The sequence below is a fragment of the Acidovorax sp. GW460-11-11-14-LB4 genome, from assembly GCF_059423685.1.
This window is the reverse complement of the sequence record NZ_JBWKYJ010000018.1, coordinates 20,827-37,545: the sequence shown is the minus strand read 5'-3', so window position 1 is coordinate 37,545 and position 16,719 is coordinate 20,827. Positions and strand designations below refer to the sequence as shown.

Below are 16,719 nucleotides of genomic sequence, written 5' to 3'. Positions count from 1 at the left end.
CAGCACACCAAGGACTAGAGAAGGCGTCCGTCGTCGCCCAGAGCGTCGTCCAGACGCTGTACCAAGCTTTGCAGGCGCTGCTGGTCGGTATCCGGCAGCAGGCTTTCCTGGTGCCCCACCACGGGAGCGCTGGCACTGGCAGATGGACTTGCCACGGGCTGTGCTGCAGCCGCAAGGTCTGCGGCTTCGCGGTCGGCGATCTCGAAGGCCAGGTTCAGCGCGGCCAGTACGGCGATACGTTCCCGCGCCCGGACCTTGCCCGCATCGCGGATGCGCGTCATCGCGGTGTCCACGCGCTCCACGGCGTCCAGCAGGCGGCTTTCGTGGCCCTCGGGGCAGGTCAGCAGATAGCTTTGCTGCAGGATCTGCACCTCGATTTGCTTCATTCGGCTTCTTTCGTGAGCGGCGCGGCGGCGGGCAGGCGTTCGAGCAGCGCATCCACCCGGGCGCGTGCTGCGCTCAAGCGGGATTTGAGCGAGTCGCGCTCTTGCGTCAGTGCCGCAACTTGATCAGCCAGCAGGGCATTGGTGCGCTGCAACTCCGCATGTCGCAGCAGCAGGCGCTCCACGCGCTCGGCGATCTGGTCGGTGGGGGACGGTATTGCCATACAGCCTTGGATTGTAGGCGGTGTGACACCGAGCGGTCCCTGGCCCCAAGCTGCAGTGGTGTGCAATGCGCAACAGATACAAGTGCATTGTCGGCCGCGTGGGTGCCATGCGGAGTTGCCCGCTTGATCTGGCGCGCTGGGAGCAGCTTGTAAACGGTCGTAAAATCCCGACGTTGGTGCTCGCGGTGTGGTTCACATGCCGCAGTTCAACGGGAAGCAGGGAGGCGCCGTACCACCGGTACCCGCCCAGCCTGCGCTGCCCCCGCAACGGTCAGCGGACGAATCACCCGATTCTCTCTCCATCCATAAGCCACTGGGCGCCTTGAACAAGCGCCTGGGAAGGCATTGGGGGGGTGTTCCGCCAGCCCGGATACCGGCCAACACGGTGGCTGCGTGCGCCCTTTTTTGGCGCTGCGCGGCTGTATCACCCACATGCTGGCGGGAGGCCGGCCCGGGTTGTTTGTTGACCTTGATCCCCATGAAAATCCGTACCCTTCGTGCGCGCCCTGTGGCGTCGTTGCGCCTGCCCGCCCCACGCCTGGCCCTGCTGTCGCTGTTGGCTGGCAGCGCCTGCGGCGCTTTCGCACAGACCGCCCCGGCCACCGGCGAGCTGCTGGCGCAAAACCTGCGCGCACCGTCGTTGTCTGAAACGGTGGTGGCAGCCACGCGCACCCCGCAGCCGCTGGCTGATCTGGTGGCCGACATCTCCATCGTGGACCGCGAAACCATCGAAAGCAGTGGCGCCACCGGTCTGGCCGACTTGCTGGCCCGTCTCCCCGGTGTGGAGTTCTCGCGCAACGGTGGCCCTGGCACCACCACTGGCGTGTTTCTGCGTGGCGCGGAGTCGCGCTTTACTGCGGTGTACATCGATGGGGTGCGCATCGACTCGCAATCCACCGGTGGCGCGCCCTGGGAGAGCATTCCGCTGGGCCTCATCGACCGCATTGAAGTGCTGCGCGGTCCAGCGGGTGCTGTCTATGGCTCGGACGCCCTGGGCGGCGTGGTGCAGATCTTTACCAAGCGCGGTGAAAACGGCACGGCGCCTTACGTGGGCGTGGGCGTCGGCAGCCACAACACCACCAAGCTCGAGGCTGGGATCAGTGGTGCCAGCGGCACGCTGGACTACGCCCTGGGACTGGCGCGTGATGACAGCAAGGGCTTCAACGCGCGCCCCATCGCTGGACAGAACCCCGACCGTGACGGCTACCGCAGCACGGCGGGCCACGCGCGGGTAGGCCTGCAGGTGAACGCAGTGCATCGCCTCGAAGGCACCCTCATGCTGAACGACACCAACAGCGGCTACGACAGCGGCCTGGGCAAGGACGACCGCAACCTGCACACCATGCACGCGTTGGGCCTCAACTGGATCGCGCAGTGGAGCAGTGCCTACAAGACGCGCTTTTCCATCACCGACTCGCGCGACGAATACGAAACCCGCCCCTCGCCGTACCTGAGCGACACGCGCCTGCGCGGCTACTACTTCCAGAACGAATGGCGCCAGGGCGCGCACCTGGTCACGGCGGCCCTGGAGCGCCGCGAAGATCGGCTGGAGAACAAGCCCATCGACGCCAAACGCTCGCAAGACGCGCTGGCGCTGGGCTACGGCTACAACGCTGCAGGCCACACCGTACAGCTCAATCTGCGCCACGACTCGGACAGCGAGTTCGGTGGCAAGAGCACTGGCAGCGTGGCCTACGGCTACGCCATCACCCCGCAGTGGCGCGCCACGGCGTCGGTGGGCACGGCCTTCCGTGCGCCCACGCTGTATCACCGCTTCAGCGAATATGGCGTGGCCACGCTGCGCCCCGAAAGCAGCCGCAATGCCGAAGTGGCGCTGCGCTACGCCCAGGGCAACAGCACCTTCTCTGCCACGCTGTTCCGCAACCGCGTCAGCAACCTGATTTCGTTCTCTGGCCCAGGCACGTGCCTGTCGGACTTTGGCTGCTACGCCAACACGGCCCGCGCCGAATATAAGGGCGTGACGTTTGCGGGCTCGCACCGCGTGGGCGACGTGCAATTGCATGGCTCCATTGACCTGCAACGCCCGCGTGATCTGGACACCGGCAAGCAGCTGGCGCGCCGCGCCAAGCAGCACGCCACCTTCGGCGCCGACACCCGTCTGGCGGGCTGGACCGTGGGCGCCGAAGTGCAGGCGTCGGGCCGCCGCTTCGACACCGTGGCCAATACCAATGTGCTCGGCGGCTATGCGCTGGTCAACCTGTATGCCAGCACCCGCCTTGCACGCGACTACACGCTGCTGGCGCGCATCGACAACCTGGCCGACAAGGACTACCAGCTGGCCCGCACCTACGCCACCGCAGGCCGCACGGTGTACGTCGGTGTGAAGTGGGCGCCTCAATGAAGCCCCCCCTGAGTCGCTGCGCGCCTTCCCCCCGGAGGGGGGACGCCACCCGTGGCCTGGCGGAGCCAGTTCCACGGTGGCACTGGCTTGGGGCGCGCCAGTTTCGTCGGCCGCTGGGTGAGTACCGCACTGGGGGTGGGGTGTGACACGCTGTCCCGCGCTGCTGATTGCAGCCCCGGCTTCCGGGCAGGGCAAGACCACCGTCACTGCCGCCCTGGCGCGCCTGCATGCGCGCCAGGGCCGGCGGGTGCGGGTGTTCAAGTGCGGGCCGGATTTCCTGGACCCGCACTGGCACCAGCTGGCCAGTGGTGCGCCGGTGCACCAGCTCGATTTGTGGATGAACGGTGAGGCCGACTGCGCGCAGCGTCTACACGACGCTGCGCGCGAGTCGGACCTGATCCTGATCGAAGGCGTGATGGGTCTGTTTGACGGCAACCCCAGCGCAGCCGACCTGGCCCGGTACTTTGCGGTGCCGGTGCTGGCGGTGGTCGATGCCTCCGCCATGGCGGGCACGTTTGGCGCGCTGGCCTATGGCCTGCGCCACTACCGTCCGGGCCTGCCCTGGGCCGGTGTGCTGGCCAACCGCGTCGGCAGTGCCCGCCATGCCGACATGTTGCGTGATGGCTTGCACGATGTGGATGACTGGATGGGGGCGCTGATGCGGGTGCAGCCTGGTGCTGCCTCTGCTGCGGGCAAGGCTGGCGCCGCGCTGCTGCCCGAGCGCCATCTGGGCCTGGTGGCCGCGCACGAGCTGCACGACAGCCAACAGCGGCTGGACGCAGCGGCCGATGCCCTGGCCGCTACCCCCCTGGGCCAGATGACGCTGGAGGACATGCAGCGCTGGGCCGTGGACTTTCCGGCGCCCGCCTCGAAGATTGCTGCGCCAGCGCTGCTCGCGGGCCGCACCGTGGCCGTGGGGCGTGACGCGGCGTTCTGTTTTACCTACGCCGCCAATGTGCAATGCCTGGAACAGATGGGCGCCCGCGTGGCGTTCTTCTCGCCCCTGCAAGACACGGCGTTGCCGGACTGCGATGCCGTGTGGCTGCCCGGCGGTTACCCCGAGCTGCACACCGCGCAGATCGCGGCCAACACCGGCATGTTGGCCAGCCTGCGTGCCCATGTGGCCGCAGGCAAACCCCTGTGGGCCGAGTGCGGCGGCATGATGGCGCTGTTCGATTCCATCACGCTGGCCGATGGCAGCGCGGCTCCGCTGTGGGGCCTGTTGCCGGGCCGCGTGACCATGCAAAAGCGCCTGGCAGCGCTGGGGCCGCAGCAACTGACCGTGGCAGGACACACGTTGCGCGGCCACACCTTCCACTATTCGACCAGCGACAGCAGCGCCCCCGTGGTGGCCCGCACGGCGCGCCCGAACGAGGTGGTTGCGCGGGATGCGGGCGAGGCGCTGTACCAGCAGGGCAGCATCCACGCGAGCTATTTCCACGCATGGTTTCCGTCCAGCCCCGAAGCCGTGGCCCACCTGCTGGGGGGCGCATCGGTATGACCATCACCACCGAACTGATTCTGGGCGGCCAGAAAAGCGGCAAGTCCCGCCGCGCCGAGCTGCTGGCGCGCGACTGGCTGGCGCAATCCAGCGACCACCGCGCCGTGCTGATCGCCACGGGCCAGGCCTGGGACGACGAAATGCGTGAGCGCATTGCCCGCCACCAGCGCGACCGTGCCGAGCGCGTGCCCGGCCTGCAGACGGTGGAAGAGCCGCGCGATGTGGCCGCTGCCGTTGTGCGGCACAGCGCGCCGCAAACCCTGGTGGTGGTGGACTGCCTCACGCTGTGGCTCACCCACTGGACCATGCCCCTGGGGTTCGAAACCATGGATTTGGAGCAAAAACAGGCGCAAGCGATAGAGTGGAATGCCCAGGCCGCTATGTTTTTGGAAGCAATTCGGCAGTCCCCCGGGCCCGTTGTTCTCGTGGGCAACGAAATTGGCCTGGGGGTCATCCCGATGGGGCGCGAGGTGCGCGCCTTTGTCGATGCGCTGGGCATGCTCAACCAGCAGGTGGCGCAGGTGTGTCCACGGGTCACGTTGATGGCAGCCGGTCTGCCTCTCACTTTGAAGGAGCCCTGCTGATGAAACCAACCCCCGTGCGCCGCATCCTGTGGGTCATCGCCATCCTGGTGCTGTTGGGCCTGCTGATGGCCGGCCTCGCCCGTGCGCAGCCGGTGCACATCCGGGACGACCGGGGCCGCGAGGTCTCGCTGCCCCGGCCCCCCCAGCGCATCGTCAGCCTGTTGCCCTCGCTGACCGAAAGCGTGTGCGAACTGGAGCAATGCCACCGGTTGGTGGGTGTGGACCGCTACTCCAACTGGCCGGAGGCCGTGATTGCCAAGCTGCCCAAGGTGGGGGGCGGGCTGGACCCGAGCATCGAGGCCGTCGTGGCACTCAAGCCCGATGTGGTGCTGATGTCCGTCAGCTCGCGCGCCAGTGATCGGCTGGAGGCGCTGGGCCTCACCGTGGTGCAGCTGGAGCCCAAGACGCATGCCGACGTGCGCCGCGTGCTGGGCACTGTCAGCGACCTGCTGGGCGTGCCCCGCGCGCAAGGCTCCGACCGCCTCTGGCGTGTGATCGACGCGGGCGTGCTGGCGGCTGCACAGTCCCTGCCGCCCAAGGCCAAAAATGTGCGTGTGTACTTCGAGGTGAGCCGTGGGCCCTATGCAGCGGGCGAGGCGTCGTTCATTGGCGAATCACTCACCCGGCTGGGCGTGCGCAACGTGGTGCCAGCATCGCTCGGGCCGTTTCCGCGCCTGAACCCCGAGTTCGTGGTGCGCGCCAACCCCGACATCATCATGATCGGCAACCGCAGCATGCAGGCCATGGTGCCGTACCCCGGCTGGGCTTCCATGCGTGCCATCCGCGAGAACCGGCTGTGCGTGTTTGGCCCCGGCGATTCCGATGTGGTGGTGCGCCCTGGGCCGCGCATGGCCGAGGCGGCCCGCATCATGGCGCGGTGTCTGGTGGACAAAGCGTCATGACCAGCATTGCGATCGACTTGCCCACGGGTTCCGCCAGCCGCCGCGCCGCATGGTGTGCCGCCTGGCTGTTGCTCGCCAGCGCGTTGCTGGCGGTGTGTGGCGCCAGCGTGGGCAGCACGGGCTTTGACAGCGTGCTGCGCATGCACGGTGACCCTGTGGCATGGCAGATCGTGTGGGACATCCGCCTGCCGCGCACGGCGGGTGCGTGGCTGGCGGGGGCGCTGCTGGGCCTGTCGGGCGCGGTGGCGCAAGGGTTGTTTCGCAATCCACTGGCCGACCCGTACCTGCTGGGCAGCGCCTCGGGCGCAGCGCTGGGCGGGGCTGTCGCCATGGCGCTCTTCGGGGTGTCGCCGGTGGCGGCGCAGTGGATGGCCCGCATCGGCATCACGGGCATGGCATTTTTGGGCGCGGCGGGGGCGGTGGTGCTCACGCTGCTGCTCGCCAAGGGCGTGCAGCACACGCTGCGCTTGTTGCTGGCGGGGGTGATTGTGGGCGTGGTGCTGGGTGCGCTGCGTGACCTGGTGGAACTGGCCTCGCCCGACATCCTGCAGGCCATGCAGGCCTTTACGCTGGGCAGCACGGCTTTTGTGGGCTGGGCGGCCTGCTTGCTCATGGCCGTGGCCTGGGCGCTGTGCTCGGTGGTTGCCTGGATGCTGGCACGTGCGCTGGACGGCCTCACGCTGGGCGAGGCCACGGCCGCCAGCCTGGGCCTGCCACTCATGCCCATGCGTGTGGGGCTGGTGGCTGCCATGGCGCTGGCCACGGGCACGGCGGTGGCGCAGACGGGGCTCATCGCCTTTGTGGGGCTGGCGGCCCCGCACCTGGTGCGTTCCATCGTACGCGTGACACACGAACGGCATATCGTGCTCTCCAGCCTGATGGGCGCGGTGCTGCTCATGGCGGCCGACATCCTGGCGCGCTGGCTGCTGGCGCCGCAGGAGCTGCCCGTGGGCGTCCTCACGGCGGCCCTGGGCGGCACCTATCTGCTGTGGCTCATGCACCGGCGCACCTCGCAGGGGGGCGCACTATGAAATCAATAGCTATCAGTGCAAATGTAATAAGCGCAAGCATCGGGAATCGCTCGATATTGCAGGGCATTGACCTGCAATTGCCCGCCGGGCGCTGGACCAGCATTGTCGGCCCCAACGGCGCGGGCAAGTCCACCCTGCTAAAGGTGCTGGCGGGCCTGCTGCCGCGTGTGGCGGTGCAGGGCGACGTGTTGTTGCTCGGCCGCCCGCTGGTGCAGATTCCTGCGCGCGAACGCGCCCGCCAGCTCGCCTGGCTGGGGCAGAACGAAGGCTCGGCCGACGACCTGACCAGTTATGACGTGGCCATGCTCGGCCGGCTGCCGCACCAGGCCTGGCTGGCACCGCCGGGTGCGGCCGACCACGCAGCGGTGGAGCAGGCGCTGCGCACCACGCAGGCCTGGGACTGGCGCCACCGCCCGCTGTCGCAGCTGTCGGGCGGCGAACGCCAGCGCGTGCTGCTGGCCCGCGCTCTGGCGGTGCAGGCGCAGGTGCTGCTGATGGACGAGCCCCTGGCCAACCTCGACCCGCCGCACCAGACCGACTGGCTGCACACCATGCGTGCACTGGTCGATGCGGGGGGCACGGTGGTCAGCGTGCTGCACGAGGTGTCGCTGGCACTGCAGTCCGACGACATGGTGGTGATGGCACAAGGCCGCGTGCTGCACCAGGGCGCCTGCGATGCACCCGCCACGCACGCGGCGCTGGAGAGCGTGTTTGACCACCGCATCCACGTGCGGCATCTGGATGGCATGTGGATGGCGCTGCCATCGATGCAGCGCAAGCACAGCCAATGAAACAACACATGGATTGAGGGAGTGGAAGCATGAACATCGAATCGGGTTTTTCGCAGGTCGCGCAGTCGTTGCTGTGGCCGGTGCTGGTGCTGGTGGGGCTGGCGTTTGTCTACGCGCTGTGGTCGGGCGGCGCCACGCTCATGGAGGCGTGGCAGCGCTGGCGCCAGCCGCAATACCGCTCGCTGCGCGTGGCGCCGGGTTTGTCGATGGAAGAGCTGGAGCTGCAACTGGTGCGCCAGGTGGAGCCCGTGCGCCTGCTCAGCCGCCTGTCGCCCATGCTGGGGCTGATCGCCACGATGATCCCGCTGGGCCCCGCGCTGCAGAGCGTGGCGGCGGGCAACGGCCAGCAGGCGCTGGCCGTTTTCAGCGGCGCCTTTGCGGGTGTGGTGCTGGCGCTGGCCGCCGCGTCGGTGGGCCTGGTGGTGTACTCGGTGCGCCGCCGCTGGCTGCTGGCCGAGCTGCTGGTGGTGCGCAAGGAGCGCGGGGTGGCGCAATGAGCTTGAAGCACCTGAATGTGCTGGCCGAGGACGACGACGACCCGATGCTGTCGGCCGTGAACCTGGTGGATGTGTTCCTGGTGCTGGTGGTGGCGCTGCTGACGGCCGTGGCCGTGCAGACCCAGACCAGCGCTCATGAGAGCGTCACCATCATCCGCAACGCGGGCCAGCCCGACATGGAAGTGGTCGTGCGCGAGCAGGGCAAGGAAGTGCGCTTCAAGGGCGCTGGCAGCGCAGCGCAAGGGCAGGGCGTGCGTGCGGGCGTGGCCTACAAGCTGGAAGACGGCAATATCGTCTACATCCCTGAAACGGGCGCTGCTCCTGCCAGCGCTTCGGCCGGTGGCGCGGGTGGCGCCGCCACGCCGGCACCCGCCAAGCCATGAAGGCGCTGATTCTGCGCATGGCACTGTGGTGCCTGCTGCTGGCTGCGCCGCTGGTGCAGGCCGCGCAGTCTGCGCCCGTGTTGCTCTGGCTCACCTCCGACATCACCACCGCCCCGCGCACGGCCATGGTGCAGCGCCTGGCTGGCGAGGCGGGTCTGGGCTTTGTGCATATCGACTACCCGTTGGGTGGCCCAGCGGTGCTGGACGCGGCACAGGCCCAGAAGCTGGAGCGCGCGCTGGCGGGCGCTGCGCTGGTGTGGGTGGATGCGCCCCATGCCAGCGTGGAGGCACGCTTGCGCCGCATGGCGGGGGCGCAGCTCGATGCGCGTGCGGTGCGCACCCCTGGCCGCGTGGTCTGGGTGCCTGCGGGCACCCCCGCCGCCGACCTGACCGCGCTCGATGCGTCCGGCCACATGGTGGCCTACCTGCAGGCCGGCGGCCCGCGCAACCTGAAGAGCGCCATCGCCCTGGCGCGTGCCACCGTGGCGGGTGCTGCCATGCCCGTCTTGCCCGCGCCCGACATCCTGCCCCCCCGGGGCATCTACCACCCCGATGCTCCCCGCCTGCTGCCCCATGCCGCCGCGCTGGAGGCCTGGCGCCAGGGCCAGCCCGCGCTGCGCGGCCTGCCCGCCGTGGCCGTGTTGGTGCACCGCCACCACTTCATCGACGGCAGCACGGAGTGGCTCGATGCCTGGTTGCGCACCTTCCGCCAGCAGGGTCTGTTCGCTTATGCGGCCTTTGGTCAGCAGGTCACGGCGCAGAACCTGGCCGAGGTGCTGGAGCTGCCCGCTGAAGGAGGCTCTGGCACCGGCCCGGGCCGCCTGCATGCTTCTGCCCTGGTGCTGCACCAGCTCGTGCCTCAGGCCGCCGCGCTGCAGCCCTTGCTGGCCCGCTGGGGCGTGCCCCTGCTGGGCACGCAGCCTTACCGCGCGGGCGATGCCGCAGCGTGGGAGGCCAGCGACACGGGCCTGTCGCTGTCCGATGTGCCGTTTTACCTGGCGCAGCCCGAGGCGGCGGGTGCCATCGACCCGGTCCTGGTCGCCGCCCACGGCGCCGAGGGGCGAGACTTTCGCCTCATCGAGCGCCAAGCCCAGGCTGTGGCCGCGAAGGCGCGGCGGCTGATCGCACTGCAGACTAAACCCGCTGCCGACAAGCGCCTGGTGGCCATGGTCTACAACTACCCGCCGGGCGGCACCAACTTCGGCGCCTCGTTCCTCAACGTGCCGCGCAGCCTGGAGCAGGTGTCGGGCGGCCTGGCCCAGGCGGGCTACCGCACGCAGCAGGTGCCCGAGCAGGGCTGGATCGATGGGCTCAAGCCGCTGCTGGCCGCCTACTACCCCGGCGCCGATGTGCGCGCGCTGCTGCAAAACGGACAGGCCGCAGCGCTGCCGCTGGCGCGTTATGAGCAGCACTTGGCCACGCTGCCGAAGGCCGTGCGCGAGCGCATGAACGTGCACTGGGGCGCGCCCGAAAAGAGCCGCTACGTGGTCGAGTGGCAGGGCGAAAAGGTGTTCGCCATCCCGCGCCTGCAGGTGGGCAAACTCTCGGTATTGCCCCAACCCCCGCGCGAAGAAACACTGCGCCTGGGCCAGAACCCGTTCATGCACAAGAGCAAGTCGCCGCTGTCGCACCATTACCTGGCGGTGTACCTGTGGGCGCAGCTGGAGGCCGATGCGCTGATCCACTTTGGCACCCACGGCACGCAGGAATGGGCCGGTGGCAAGGCGCGTGCGCTGGATGTGCACGATGACGCGCTGCTGCCGCTCGGTGACCTGCCCGTGGTCTATCCCTACATCGTGGACAACCTGGGCGAGGCCCTCACGGCCAAGCGCCGGGGCCGCGCCGTGCTGGTGAGCCACCGCACGCCCGTGTTCGCCCCGGCAGGTTTCGAGGCGCGCATGGCCCACATGCACGAGGTGATGCACGAATGGGAAACCGTGGACGAAGGCCCCACGCGCCGCGCGCTCGAAAAGCAGCTGGTGGCGCAGTTTGTGGAGCACAAGTTGCACCGCGACCTGGGCTGGAGCGCCGACCGCATCGCGGCCGACTTCCACCGTTTTCTTGAAATCCTGCACCCCTACCTGGACCAGCTCGCGCAAAGCTCGCAGCCCAAGGGCCTGGCCGTGTTCGGCCGCGTGCCCGCGCCCGAGCAGCGGCGCGAGACCATCCTGCAGGCGCTGCGCAAGCCACTGATCGAGGCGCTGGGCGAGGACATCGACGAAGCCTTCCTCATCAAGCACGACGCGGTGCTGGCCGCACGCCCCGCGCGCTGGCTGGAAGTGGCGCTGACCGATGCGCAGGCCGCCAGCGTGCTGGACCTGCGCCCCGTGCTGCCAGCGCAGGCTGCAACGCCGGGTGCAGCGGGTGCATCCGACGTGGTGCGCGCCGAAGACCATGTGCCCAACCGCGCCGCGCGCCAACCCATCGACACGCCCGCACTGCTGCAACTGGCACAGCGCGCGCAAGAGCTGGAGCGCCTGCTGGCCACGGAGGGCGAGCTGCCCGGCTTGCTGGCTGCGCTGGAAGGGCGCTACCTGCCCGCTGCGTACGGTGGCGACCCCATCCGAAACCCCGACAGCCTGCCCACAGGCCGCAACCTCACGGGGCTGGACCCGAGCCGCCTGCCCACGCGCCAGGCCTATGCCGTGGCGCAGACGCTGTTCAACGACTGGTTCAAGGACTACCAGGCGCGCCATGGCGGCCAGGCGCCAGAGCGTATGGCGCTGTCGCTGTGGGCGGGTGAAACGTTGCGCCATCAGGGCATCATGGAAGCCCAGGCGCTGGTGGCGCTGGGTATGCGCCCGGTGTGGGATGACTCGGGCCGCCCGGTGCGCGTCGAGACCATTGCCGCCGAAGAGCTCAAACGCCCGCGCGTCGATGTGCTCATGAGCATCACCGGCTCGTACCGTGACCAGTTCCCCGCGCTGATGGCGCTGCTCGACCGTGCGGTGGCCCAGGCCGCCACGGCCGAGCCCGGCAACGTGATCGCTCGCAATACTGCGCAGATCGGCCAGGAGCTGCGCAAGCAGGGCGTGCCCCGCGCACAGGCCGAGCAACTGGCGCGCGTGCGATCGTTCGGCAATGCGGTGGGCGACTATGGCACCGGCCTGTCGGACGCGGTGCAAAGCGACGGCCTGCAAACCAACGATGCGCGCCTGGGCCAGATGTTCCTCGAACGCATGAGCCAGCCTTATCTGGAGGGCGAGCCGGTGACGGGCGTTCCGGGCGGTGTGGCGGCCCAGGCATTGGGTGCCCACCTGCGCCGCACCGATGCCGCCATCCTGTCGCGCAGCTCGCACCTGTATGCCATGGTCAGCTCGGACGACCCTTTCCAGTACCTGGGCGGCCTGTCGGCGGCCGCCCGCGTGGCTGGGCGAGCGCAGGGGCTGGAGCTGCATGTGGCCCAGCTGCAGGATGCAGGCGAGCCCACCACCGAGACCGCGCAGCGCGCCATTGCGCTGGAGATGCAGTCGCGCTACCTGCACCCGGGCTGGCTCCAGGCGCAGAAGGCCGAGGGCTATTCGGGCACGCTGCAGGTGCTCAAGGCCGTGCAGTTCGCCTGGGGCTGGCAGGCCGTCGCGCCCGACACGGTGCGCAGCGACCATTGGCAGAGCTTCTACGACGTGCTGGTGCGCGACAAGCACCAGCTGGGCCTGCCCGAGTGGCTCAAAGAGCATCCGCAGGCCTATGCCCAGTCGCTGGAGCGCCTGGTGCAGGCGCAGCGCCAGGGCTATTGGCAGGCCGATGCCGACACGCAAAAACAACTGGCGCAGATGTACCAGGAGCTGACGCGTGCCGCGCCGCTGGCGGCCGAGCTGCCCAGCGTGCGCCGCTGGGTGGAGCGAGCGGCGCGTGGTGAGTCCGTAGAGCTGACCCCGCCTGCAGGCATGGCCATTGCCGCGCCGCAGTCGCCAGCCCTGGCCGCGCCACAGCCTGCGCCCCCCGCCGCTGACCTGCCCGCGCCGCCCGCCCAGGCAGAAGCACCACCTTCCGCGCCCGCCGTGCCTACCATGGGCGTATTGCTGGAGCGCCAGCCCGAGCGCAAAGCCCCCGACGCCGTCAAAGAGCCCAGCCCCGTGGAGCGCATGGCCGGCATAGTGGCCCTGCTGGTCATGGCCTTGGTGGCGATGGCGGGTGCCGCGTGGCAGGCGCGCCGTCCGTCCTCGCTGTCTTCCCCGTTGCAACCGGCCGGCGTTTGATGCCCGGTCTCTCTGAAAGAATCGACACCATGCAGATCGAAACCCCGCCCACCGAAAAACGCTACGAAAAACCCGAGGGCGAACGCCGGGGCCTTGTCATCGTCAACACCGGCGACGGCAAGGGCAAAAGCACGGCCGCCTTTGGCCTGGCGCTGCGCGCCCATGGTCGGGGCAAGGCCGTGAAGATCTTCCAGTTCATGAAGGTGCCCACCGCGCGCTTTGGCGAGCACCGCATGTTCGAGCAGATCGGCCTGCCCATCGAAGGCCTGGGCGACGGCTTCAGCTGGAAGAGCAAGGACCTGGAGCACTCGGCCCAGCTCGCGCGCGACGGCTGGGAAAAGGCGCGCGCCGCCATCCTGTCGGGCGAGCATTTTCTGGTGGTGCTGGACGAGATCACCTACCCGCTGATCTACGGCTGGCTGCCGCTCGACGGCGTGTTGCAGACCCTGCGCGATCGGCCCAAGGACGTGCACGTGTGCCTCACCGGCCGTCGCTGCCCGCCCGAGATCATTGAGCTGGCCGACACCGTGACCGAGATGCAGTTGATCAAGCACGCGTTCAAGGCGGGCATTCCCGCGCAGCGCGGCATCGAAGACTGAGCCACTGTGTCCGAGCACTGGTCCTTGCTACTGCTCCCTGGCCTGGGCTGGCCTGCGGCAGCGGTGTGGATGGGCGTGCCGTTGCTGGTATTGGTCATTGACTGGTGGTTGGGGGAGCCGCCCGCCCGCTGGCACCCGGTGGTGTGGATGGGCACGGCCTTGCACTGGGGGGGCGAGCGGGTGGCCCCGCTGACGCCTGTGGCACAGGACTTTCGGCGTTTTTGGCTGGGGGCGCTAGTGTGGATTGCCTTGGCTGCTATTGTTTTGATAGTTTCCTGGTGGTTGCAGCACCTGGCGTTGACGCTGATGGGTTGGCTTGCCCTCGGCATGCTGGCGCTGCTGCTCAAGCCCCTGCTGGCCTGGCGCATGCTGCACGACGAGGTGCTGGCAGTGGAGGTGGCGCTGGGCCAGTCGCTGCCCGCCGGGCGCGCGCAGCTGGCTCGCTTGGTGAGCCGGGACGTGAGCGCTCTCACCGCCGTGCAGGTGCGCGAGTCGGCCATCGAGTCGCTGGCCGAGAACCTCAACGATTCCGTGGTGGCGCCGCTGTTCTGGTTTGCGCTGCTGGGCCTGCCAGGGGCTGCGCTGTACCGCCTGGCCAACACGGCCGATGCCATGTGGGGTTACCCCGGCATGCGCAGCGGGCGCTACTGGCAATGGGCGGGCAAGTGGGCGGCGCGGGCGGACGATGTGCTGTCTTGGGTGCCGGCCCGCATCACCGCCTTGTTGCTGGCGATGGTCGCCAGGGGACTGCCGTTCGCTGCACTGACCCGCCAGGCGCGCAAGACGCCATCGCCCAACAGCGGCTGGCCCATGGCGGCCATGGCACTGGCGTTGAACGTGCGCCTGGCCAAGCCTGGGGTGTACACACTCCACAGCAAGGGCCGCCGGGCGGGGCCGCTCGATACGCGGCGCGCTGCACGCCTGGGCACGCAGGTGGTGCTGGCCATGGTGCCCGTGGTGGCGGGCCTGCAGTTGCTGGTGCTGGTGGTGTTTGCTTGGGCGCATGCATGAGCTCGCCGCGTCGTTTCTCTGCGCCCACGCCGTTGCACGGTGGCCCGGACGCCGCGGGCGTTCCGGTGTTTGATTTCTCGACCAACAGCAACGCCTGCGGGCCATGCCCCGAGGCGCTGCACGCCGTGCAGGCGGCCGACGCCACGCGCTACCCCGACCCGGCCTACACGGCGCTGCGCGAGGCCCTCGGCGCCTTCCATGGCGTGGTGCCGGGGCGCATCGTGCTGGCCGCGAGTGCCAGCGAGTTCATCCACCGCATCACCGCGCTGGCCGCACAGCAGGGCGCGGTGCAGGTGGCCGTGCCGCCACACAGCTATGGCGACTACGCCCAGGCCGCGCAGGTGCGCGGGCTGGAGGTGCTGCGGGGCGGCGGCGCCGCAGCGGGCCTGCAATGGGCGTGCGAGCCCTCCAGCCCTCGGGGTGTGGAAGATCCCTCGTTGCGCGGTTGGCGACAAAGCGATGCCGACGTTGCCTGGCGTGTGCTCGACTGCGCGTATGTCCCCCTGCGGCTCGGCGCGGAGGGCGCATGGGCTGGCGCGCCGTCGCCGCTCATGCCCTCGGCCTGCTGGCAGCTCTGGACCCCCAACAAGGCCCTGGGGCTGACGGGTGTACGTGCCGCCTATGCGATTGCGCCGCCAGACTGTGAAGAGCAGGCGCTGGGGCTGACGGCCCTGGCGTCTTCCTGGCCCGTGGGCGCCCACGGCGTGGCGCTGCTGCAGACGTGGACCCGGGCCACCGTGCAGCAATGGCTGGTGCACAGCCTGCGCACTCTGGGCGATTGGAAGGCGCGCCAGCAGACGCTGTGCACCGATCTGGGCTGGGCTGTGCACGCAGGCAGCCTGGCCAACTATTTCTGCGCGCAGCCCGCTACCCACACGTTGCAGAGCGATCTGGCTGCGCTGCGCGCCGGCGGCATCAAGCTGCGCGATGCGGCGTCGTTCGGCCTGCCCGGCACCGTGCGCCTGGGGGTGCTGGCGCCCGCCGCACAAGATGCGCTGCGGGCCGCATGGCTGGCCGTCTTGGGCCCTGCGGGCCGTACCATCCCGCATTCCATCGGATCGAGGGAGACATTGTGAGAACCATCACCGTCAATCGCTACGTCACGCCGCTGCGTGAAGGTGGCTCCATGCCTGCCATCGTCGAGGGTGACGACCTGGGCACCTACGTGCTCAAGTTCCGTGGCGCAGGGCAGGGCGTGCGCGCACTCCTGGCCGAGATCATTGCGGGTGGCATCGCCCGTGCGCTGGGCCTGCCCGTGCCCGAGATCGTGCTGGCCCAGCTCGACCCCGCCCTGGCGCAGACCGAGCCCGATCCCGAAATCCAGGACCTGGTGCGCGCCAGCGGTGGCCTGAACGTGGGGCTGGATTACCTGTCGGGCGCGCTCAATTTCGACCCGGCTGTGGATACGGTGTCGGATGATTTTGCCTCGCGCCTCGTGTGGTTCGATGCCTTGGTGGGCAATGTGGACCGCACTGCGCGCAACACCAATCTGCTGATGTGGCACCGCCAGCCCTGGCTCATCGACCACGGTGCGGCGCTGACCTTCCACCACGCATGGAACGGCACGGTGGCCCTGCCCGCCAAACCCTTTGCGCCCATTGCCGACCATGTGCTGCTGGCCCGGGCCACGCTGCTCGCGCAGGTGGATGCCGAGCTGGCCGCGCGCCTCACGCCCGAGGTGGTGGCGGGCATCCTGGCCGAGGTGCCCGACGAGTTTTTGGTGCTGGCCGGTGCCGACCACGAAGAAGGCCTGCTGACCGCTGCCCCTACCCACCGCCAGGCCTATGTGGACTACTTCTGCGCCCGCCTGGCCGGGCGCGCCACCTGGGTGAATGCACTGAAGGAGGCCGCCGATGCACGTGCCTGAGGTGTATGACTACGCCATCGTGCGCGTGGTGCCGCGCGTGGAGCGCGAAGAGTTCATCAACGCGGGCGTGATCCTGTCGTGCCAGCGCACCGGCTTTTTGCAGGCTGCCATCGCGCTCGATGAAGCGCGCCTGCTGGCCATGGACCCGCACGCCGACATCGACACCGTGCGCCGCCACCTGGCCGCCATCGTGGCCATCTGTGCGGGCGACGAAGGCTGTGGCCCCATCGCCCGCCTGCCGTACCGCCAGCGCTTTCACTGGCTCACCGCCAAACGCAGCGCCATCATCCAGACCTCTCCCGTGCACACGGGCCGTTGCACCGATGCGGCCGCAGCACTTGAACACATCATGGACCGCATGGTCCGCCCATTGCCTTGACTGAAA

At 69.1% G+C, this 16,719-nt stretch carries 16 protein-coding genes and 1 riboswitch; of the genes, 14 read left to right on the top strand and 2 right to left on the bottom strand.

The features are described 5' to 3' along the window. Positions 1-14: 14 nt before the first annotated feature. Together AC07X4_RS09400 and AC07X4_RS09395 are read right to left on the bottom strand one after the other, a co-directional pair. On the bottom strand, positions 15-386 hold the full coding sequence (locus AC07X4_RS09400) for a cell division protein ZapA (RefSeq protein WP_056064363.1): 372 nt from the start codon (positions 384-386) through the stop codon (positions 15-17). Beyond that, positions 383-607 (bottom strand): hypothetical protein, encoded by a 225-nt coding sequence (locus AC07X4_RS09395; protein ID WP_015014799.1) that lies wholly within the window; start codon positions 605-607, stop codon positions 383-385. Before AC07X4_RS09395 ends, AC07X4_RS09400 begins: the two co-directional genes overlap by 4 nt. Positions 608-764: 157 nt before the next feature. Continuing rightward, a riboswitch (cobalamin riboswitch) is annotated at positions 765-1,003 on the top strand. Between the two features lie 82 nt (positions 1,004-1,085). Here AC07X4_RS09395 and AC07X4_RS09390 point away from each other — a divergent pair. The 14 genes from AC07X4_RS09390 to AC07X4_RS09325 all read left to right on the top strand — a co-directional run bounded on the left by AC07X4_RS09390 (position 1,086) and on the right by AC07X4_RS09325 (position 16,713). Then, positions 1,086-2,969 carry a TonB-dependent receptor domain-containing protein gene (locus AC07X4_RS09390; RefSeq protein ID WP_099730646.1) on the top strand — a complete coding sequence of 628 codons (1,884 nt, stop codon included), beginning with the start codon at positions 1,086-1,088 and terminating at the stop codon, positions 2,967-2,969. A gap of 142 nt (positions 2,970-3,111) precedes the next feature. After that, positions 3,112-4,470 (top strand): cobyrinic acid a,c-diamide synthase CobB, encoded by a 1,359-nt coding sequence (locus AC07X4_RS09385; protein ID WP_494739922.1) that lies wholly within the window; start codon positions 3,112-3,114, stop codon positions 4,468-4,470. Next, positions 4,467-5,054: a bifunctional adenosylcobinamide kinase/adenosylcobinamide-phosphate guanylyltransferase gene (locus tag AC07X4_RS09380; protein ID WP_494739921.1), complete on the top strand. Its 588-nt coding sequence runs from the start codon at positions 4,467-4,469 to the stop codon at positions 5,052-5,054. Before AC07X4_RS09385 ends, AC07X4_RS09380 begins: the two co-directional genes overlap by 4 nt. Continuing rightward, a complete protein-coding gene (locus AC07X4_RS09375; RefSeq protein WP_116747430.1) occupies positions 5,054-5,956 on the top strand; it encodes an ABC transporter substrate-binding protein in 903 nt (300 codons plus the stop codon). The genes AC07X4_RS09380 and AC07X4_RS09375 overlap by 1 nt, the downstream gene beginning before the upstream one ends. After that, the gene (locus AC07X4_RS09370) at positions 5,953-6,987 is read left to right on the top strand and encodes a FecCD family ABC transporter permease (protein ID WP_121942570.1); all 1,035 of its coding nucleotides are present in this window, start codon (positions 5,953-5,955) and stop codon (positions 6,985-6,987) included. The genes AC07X4_RS09375 and AC07X4_RS09370 overlap by 4 nt, the downstream gene beginning before the upstream one ends. After that, the gene (locus tag AC07X4_RS09365) at positions 6,984-7,778 is read left to right on the top strand and encodes an ABC transporter ATP-binding protein (RefSeq protein ID WP_494739920.1); all 795 of its coding nucleotides are present in this window, start codon (positions 6,984-6,986) and stop codon (positions 7,776-7,778) included. Before AC07X4_RS09370 ends, AC07X4_RS09365 begins: the two co-directional genes overlap by 4 nt. 29 nt (positions 7,779-7,807) lie before the next feature. Further along, positions 7,808-8,275, top strand: a complete 468-nt coding sequence (locus AC07X4_RS09360) for a hypothetical protein (protein WP_008906167.1) — start codon at positions 7,808-7,810, stop codon at positions 8,273-8,275. Beyond that, complete coding sequence (locus AC07X4_RS09355; RefSeq protein ID WP_494739919.1) at positions 8,272-8,658, top strand: DUF2149 domain-containing protein; 387 nt, start codon at positions 8,272-8,274, stop codon at positions 8,656-8,658. Before AC07X4_RS09360 ends, AC07X4_RS09355 begins: the two co-directional genes overlap by 4 nt. Next, positions 8,655-12,857, top strand: coding sequence for a cobaltochelatase subunit CobN (cobN, locus tag AC07X4_RS09350; RefSeq protein WP_494739918.1), 4,203 nt, complete (start codon positions 8,655-8,657; stop codon positions 12,855-12,857). The genes AC07X4_RS09355 and cobN overlap by 4 nt, the downstream gene beginning before the upstream one ends. Positions 12,858-12,886: 29 nt before the next feature. Beyond that, positions 12,887-13,456 (top strand): cob(I)yrinic acid a,c-diamide adenosyltransferase, encoded by a 570-nt coding sequence (gene cobO, locus AC07X4_RS09345; protein ID WP_056747164.1) that lies wholly within the window; start codon positions 12,887-12,889, stop codon positions 13,454-13,456. 69 nt (positions 13,457-13,525) lie between these two features. Then, positions 13,526-14,467 carry an adenosylcobinamide-phosphate synthase CbiB gene (gene cbiB / locus AC07X4_RS09340; protein ID WP_494739937.1) on the top strand — a complete coding sequence of 314 codons (942 nt, stop codon included), beginning with the start codon at positions 13,526-13,528 and terminating at the stop codon, positions 14,465-14,467. Further along, entirely contained in the window at positions 14,464-15,543 is a 1,080-nt protein-coding gene (locus AC07X4_RS09335) for an aminotransferase class I/II-fold pyridoxal phosphate-dependent enzyme (RefSeq protein WP_494739917.1), read from the top strand. Before cbiB ends, AC07X4_RS09335 begins: the two co-directional genes overlap by 4 nt. After that, on the top strand, positions 15,540-16,334 hold the full coding sequence (locus tag AC07X4_RS09330) for a HipA family kinase (protein WP_494739916.1): 795 nt from the start codon (positions 15,540-15,542) through the stop codon (positions 16,332-16,334). Before AC07X4_RS09335 ends, AC07X4_RS09330 begins: the two co-directional genes overlap by 4 nt. After that, positions 16,321-16,713 (top strand): DUF3037 domain-containing protein, encoded by a 393-nt coding sequence (locus tag AC07X4_RS09325; RefSeq protein WP_116747423.1) that lies wholly within the window; start codon positions 16,321-16,323, stop codon positions 16,711-16,713. The genes AC07X4_RS09330 and AC07X4_RS09325 overlap by 14 nt, the downstream gene beginning before the upstream one ends. Positions 16,714-16,719: the final 6 nt, after the last annotated feature.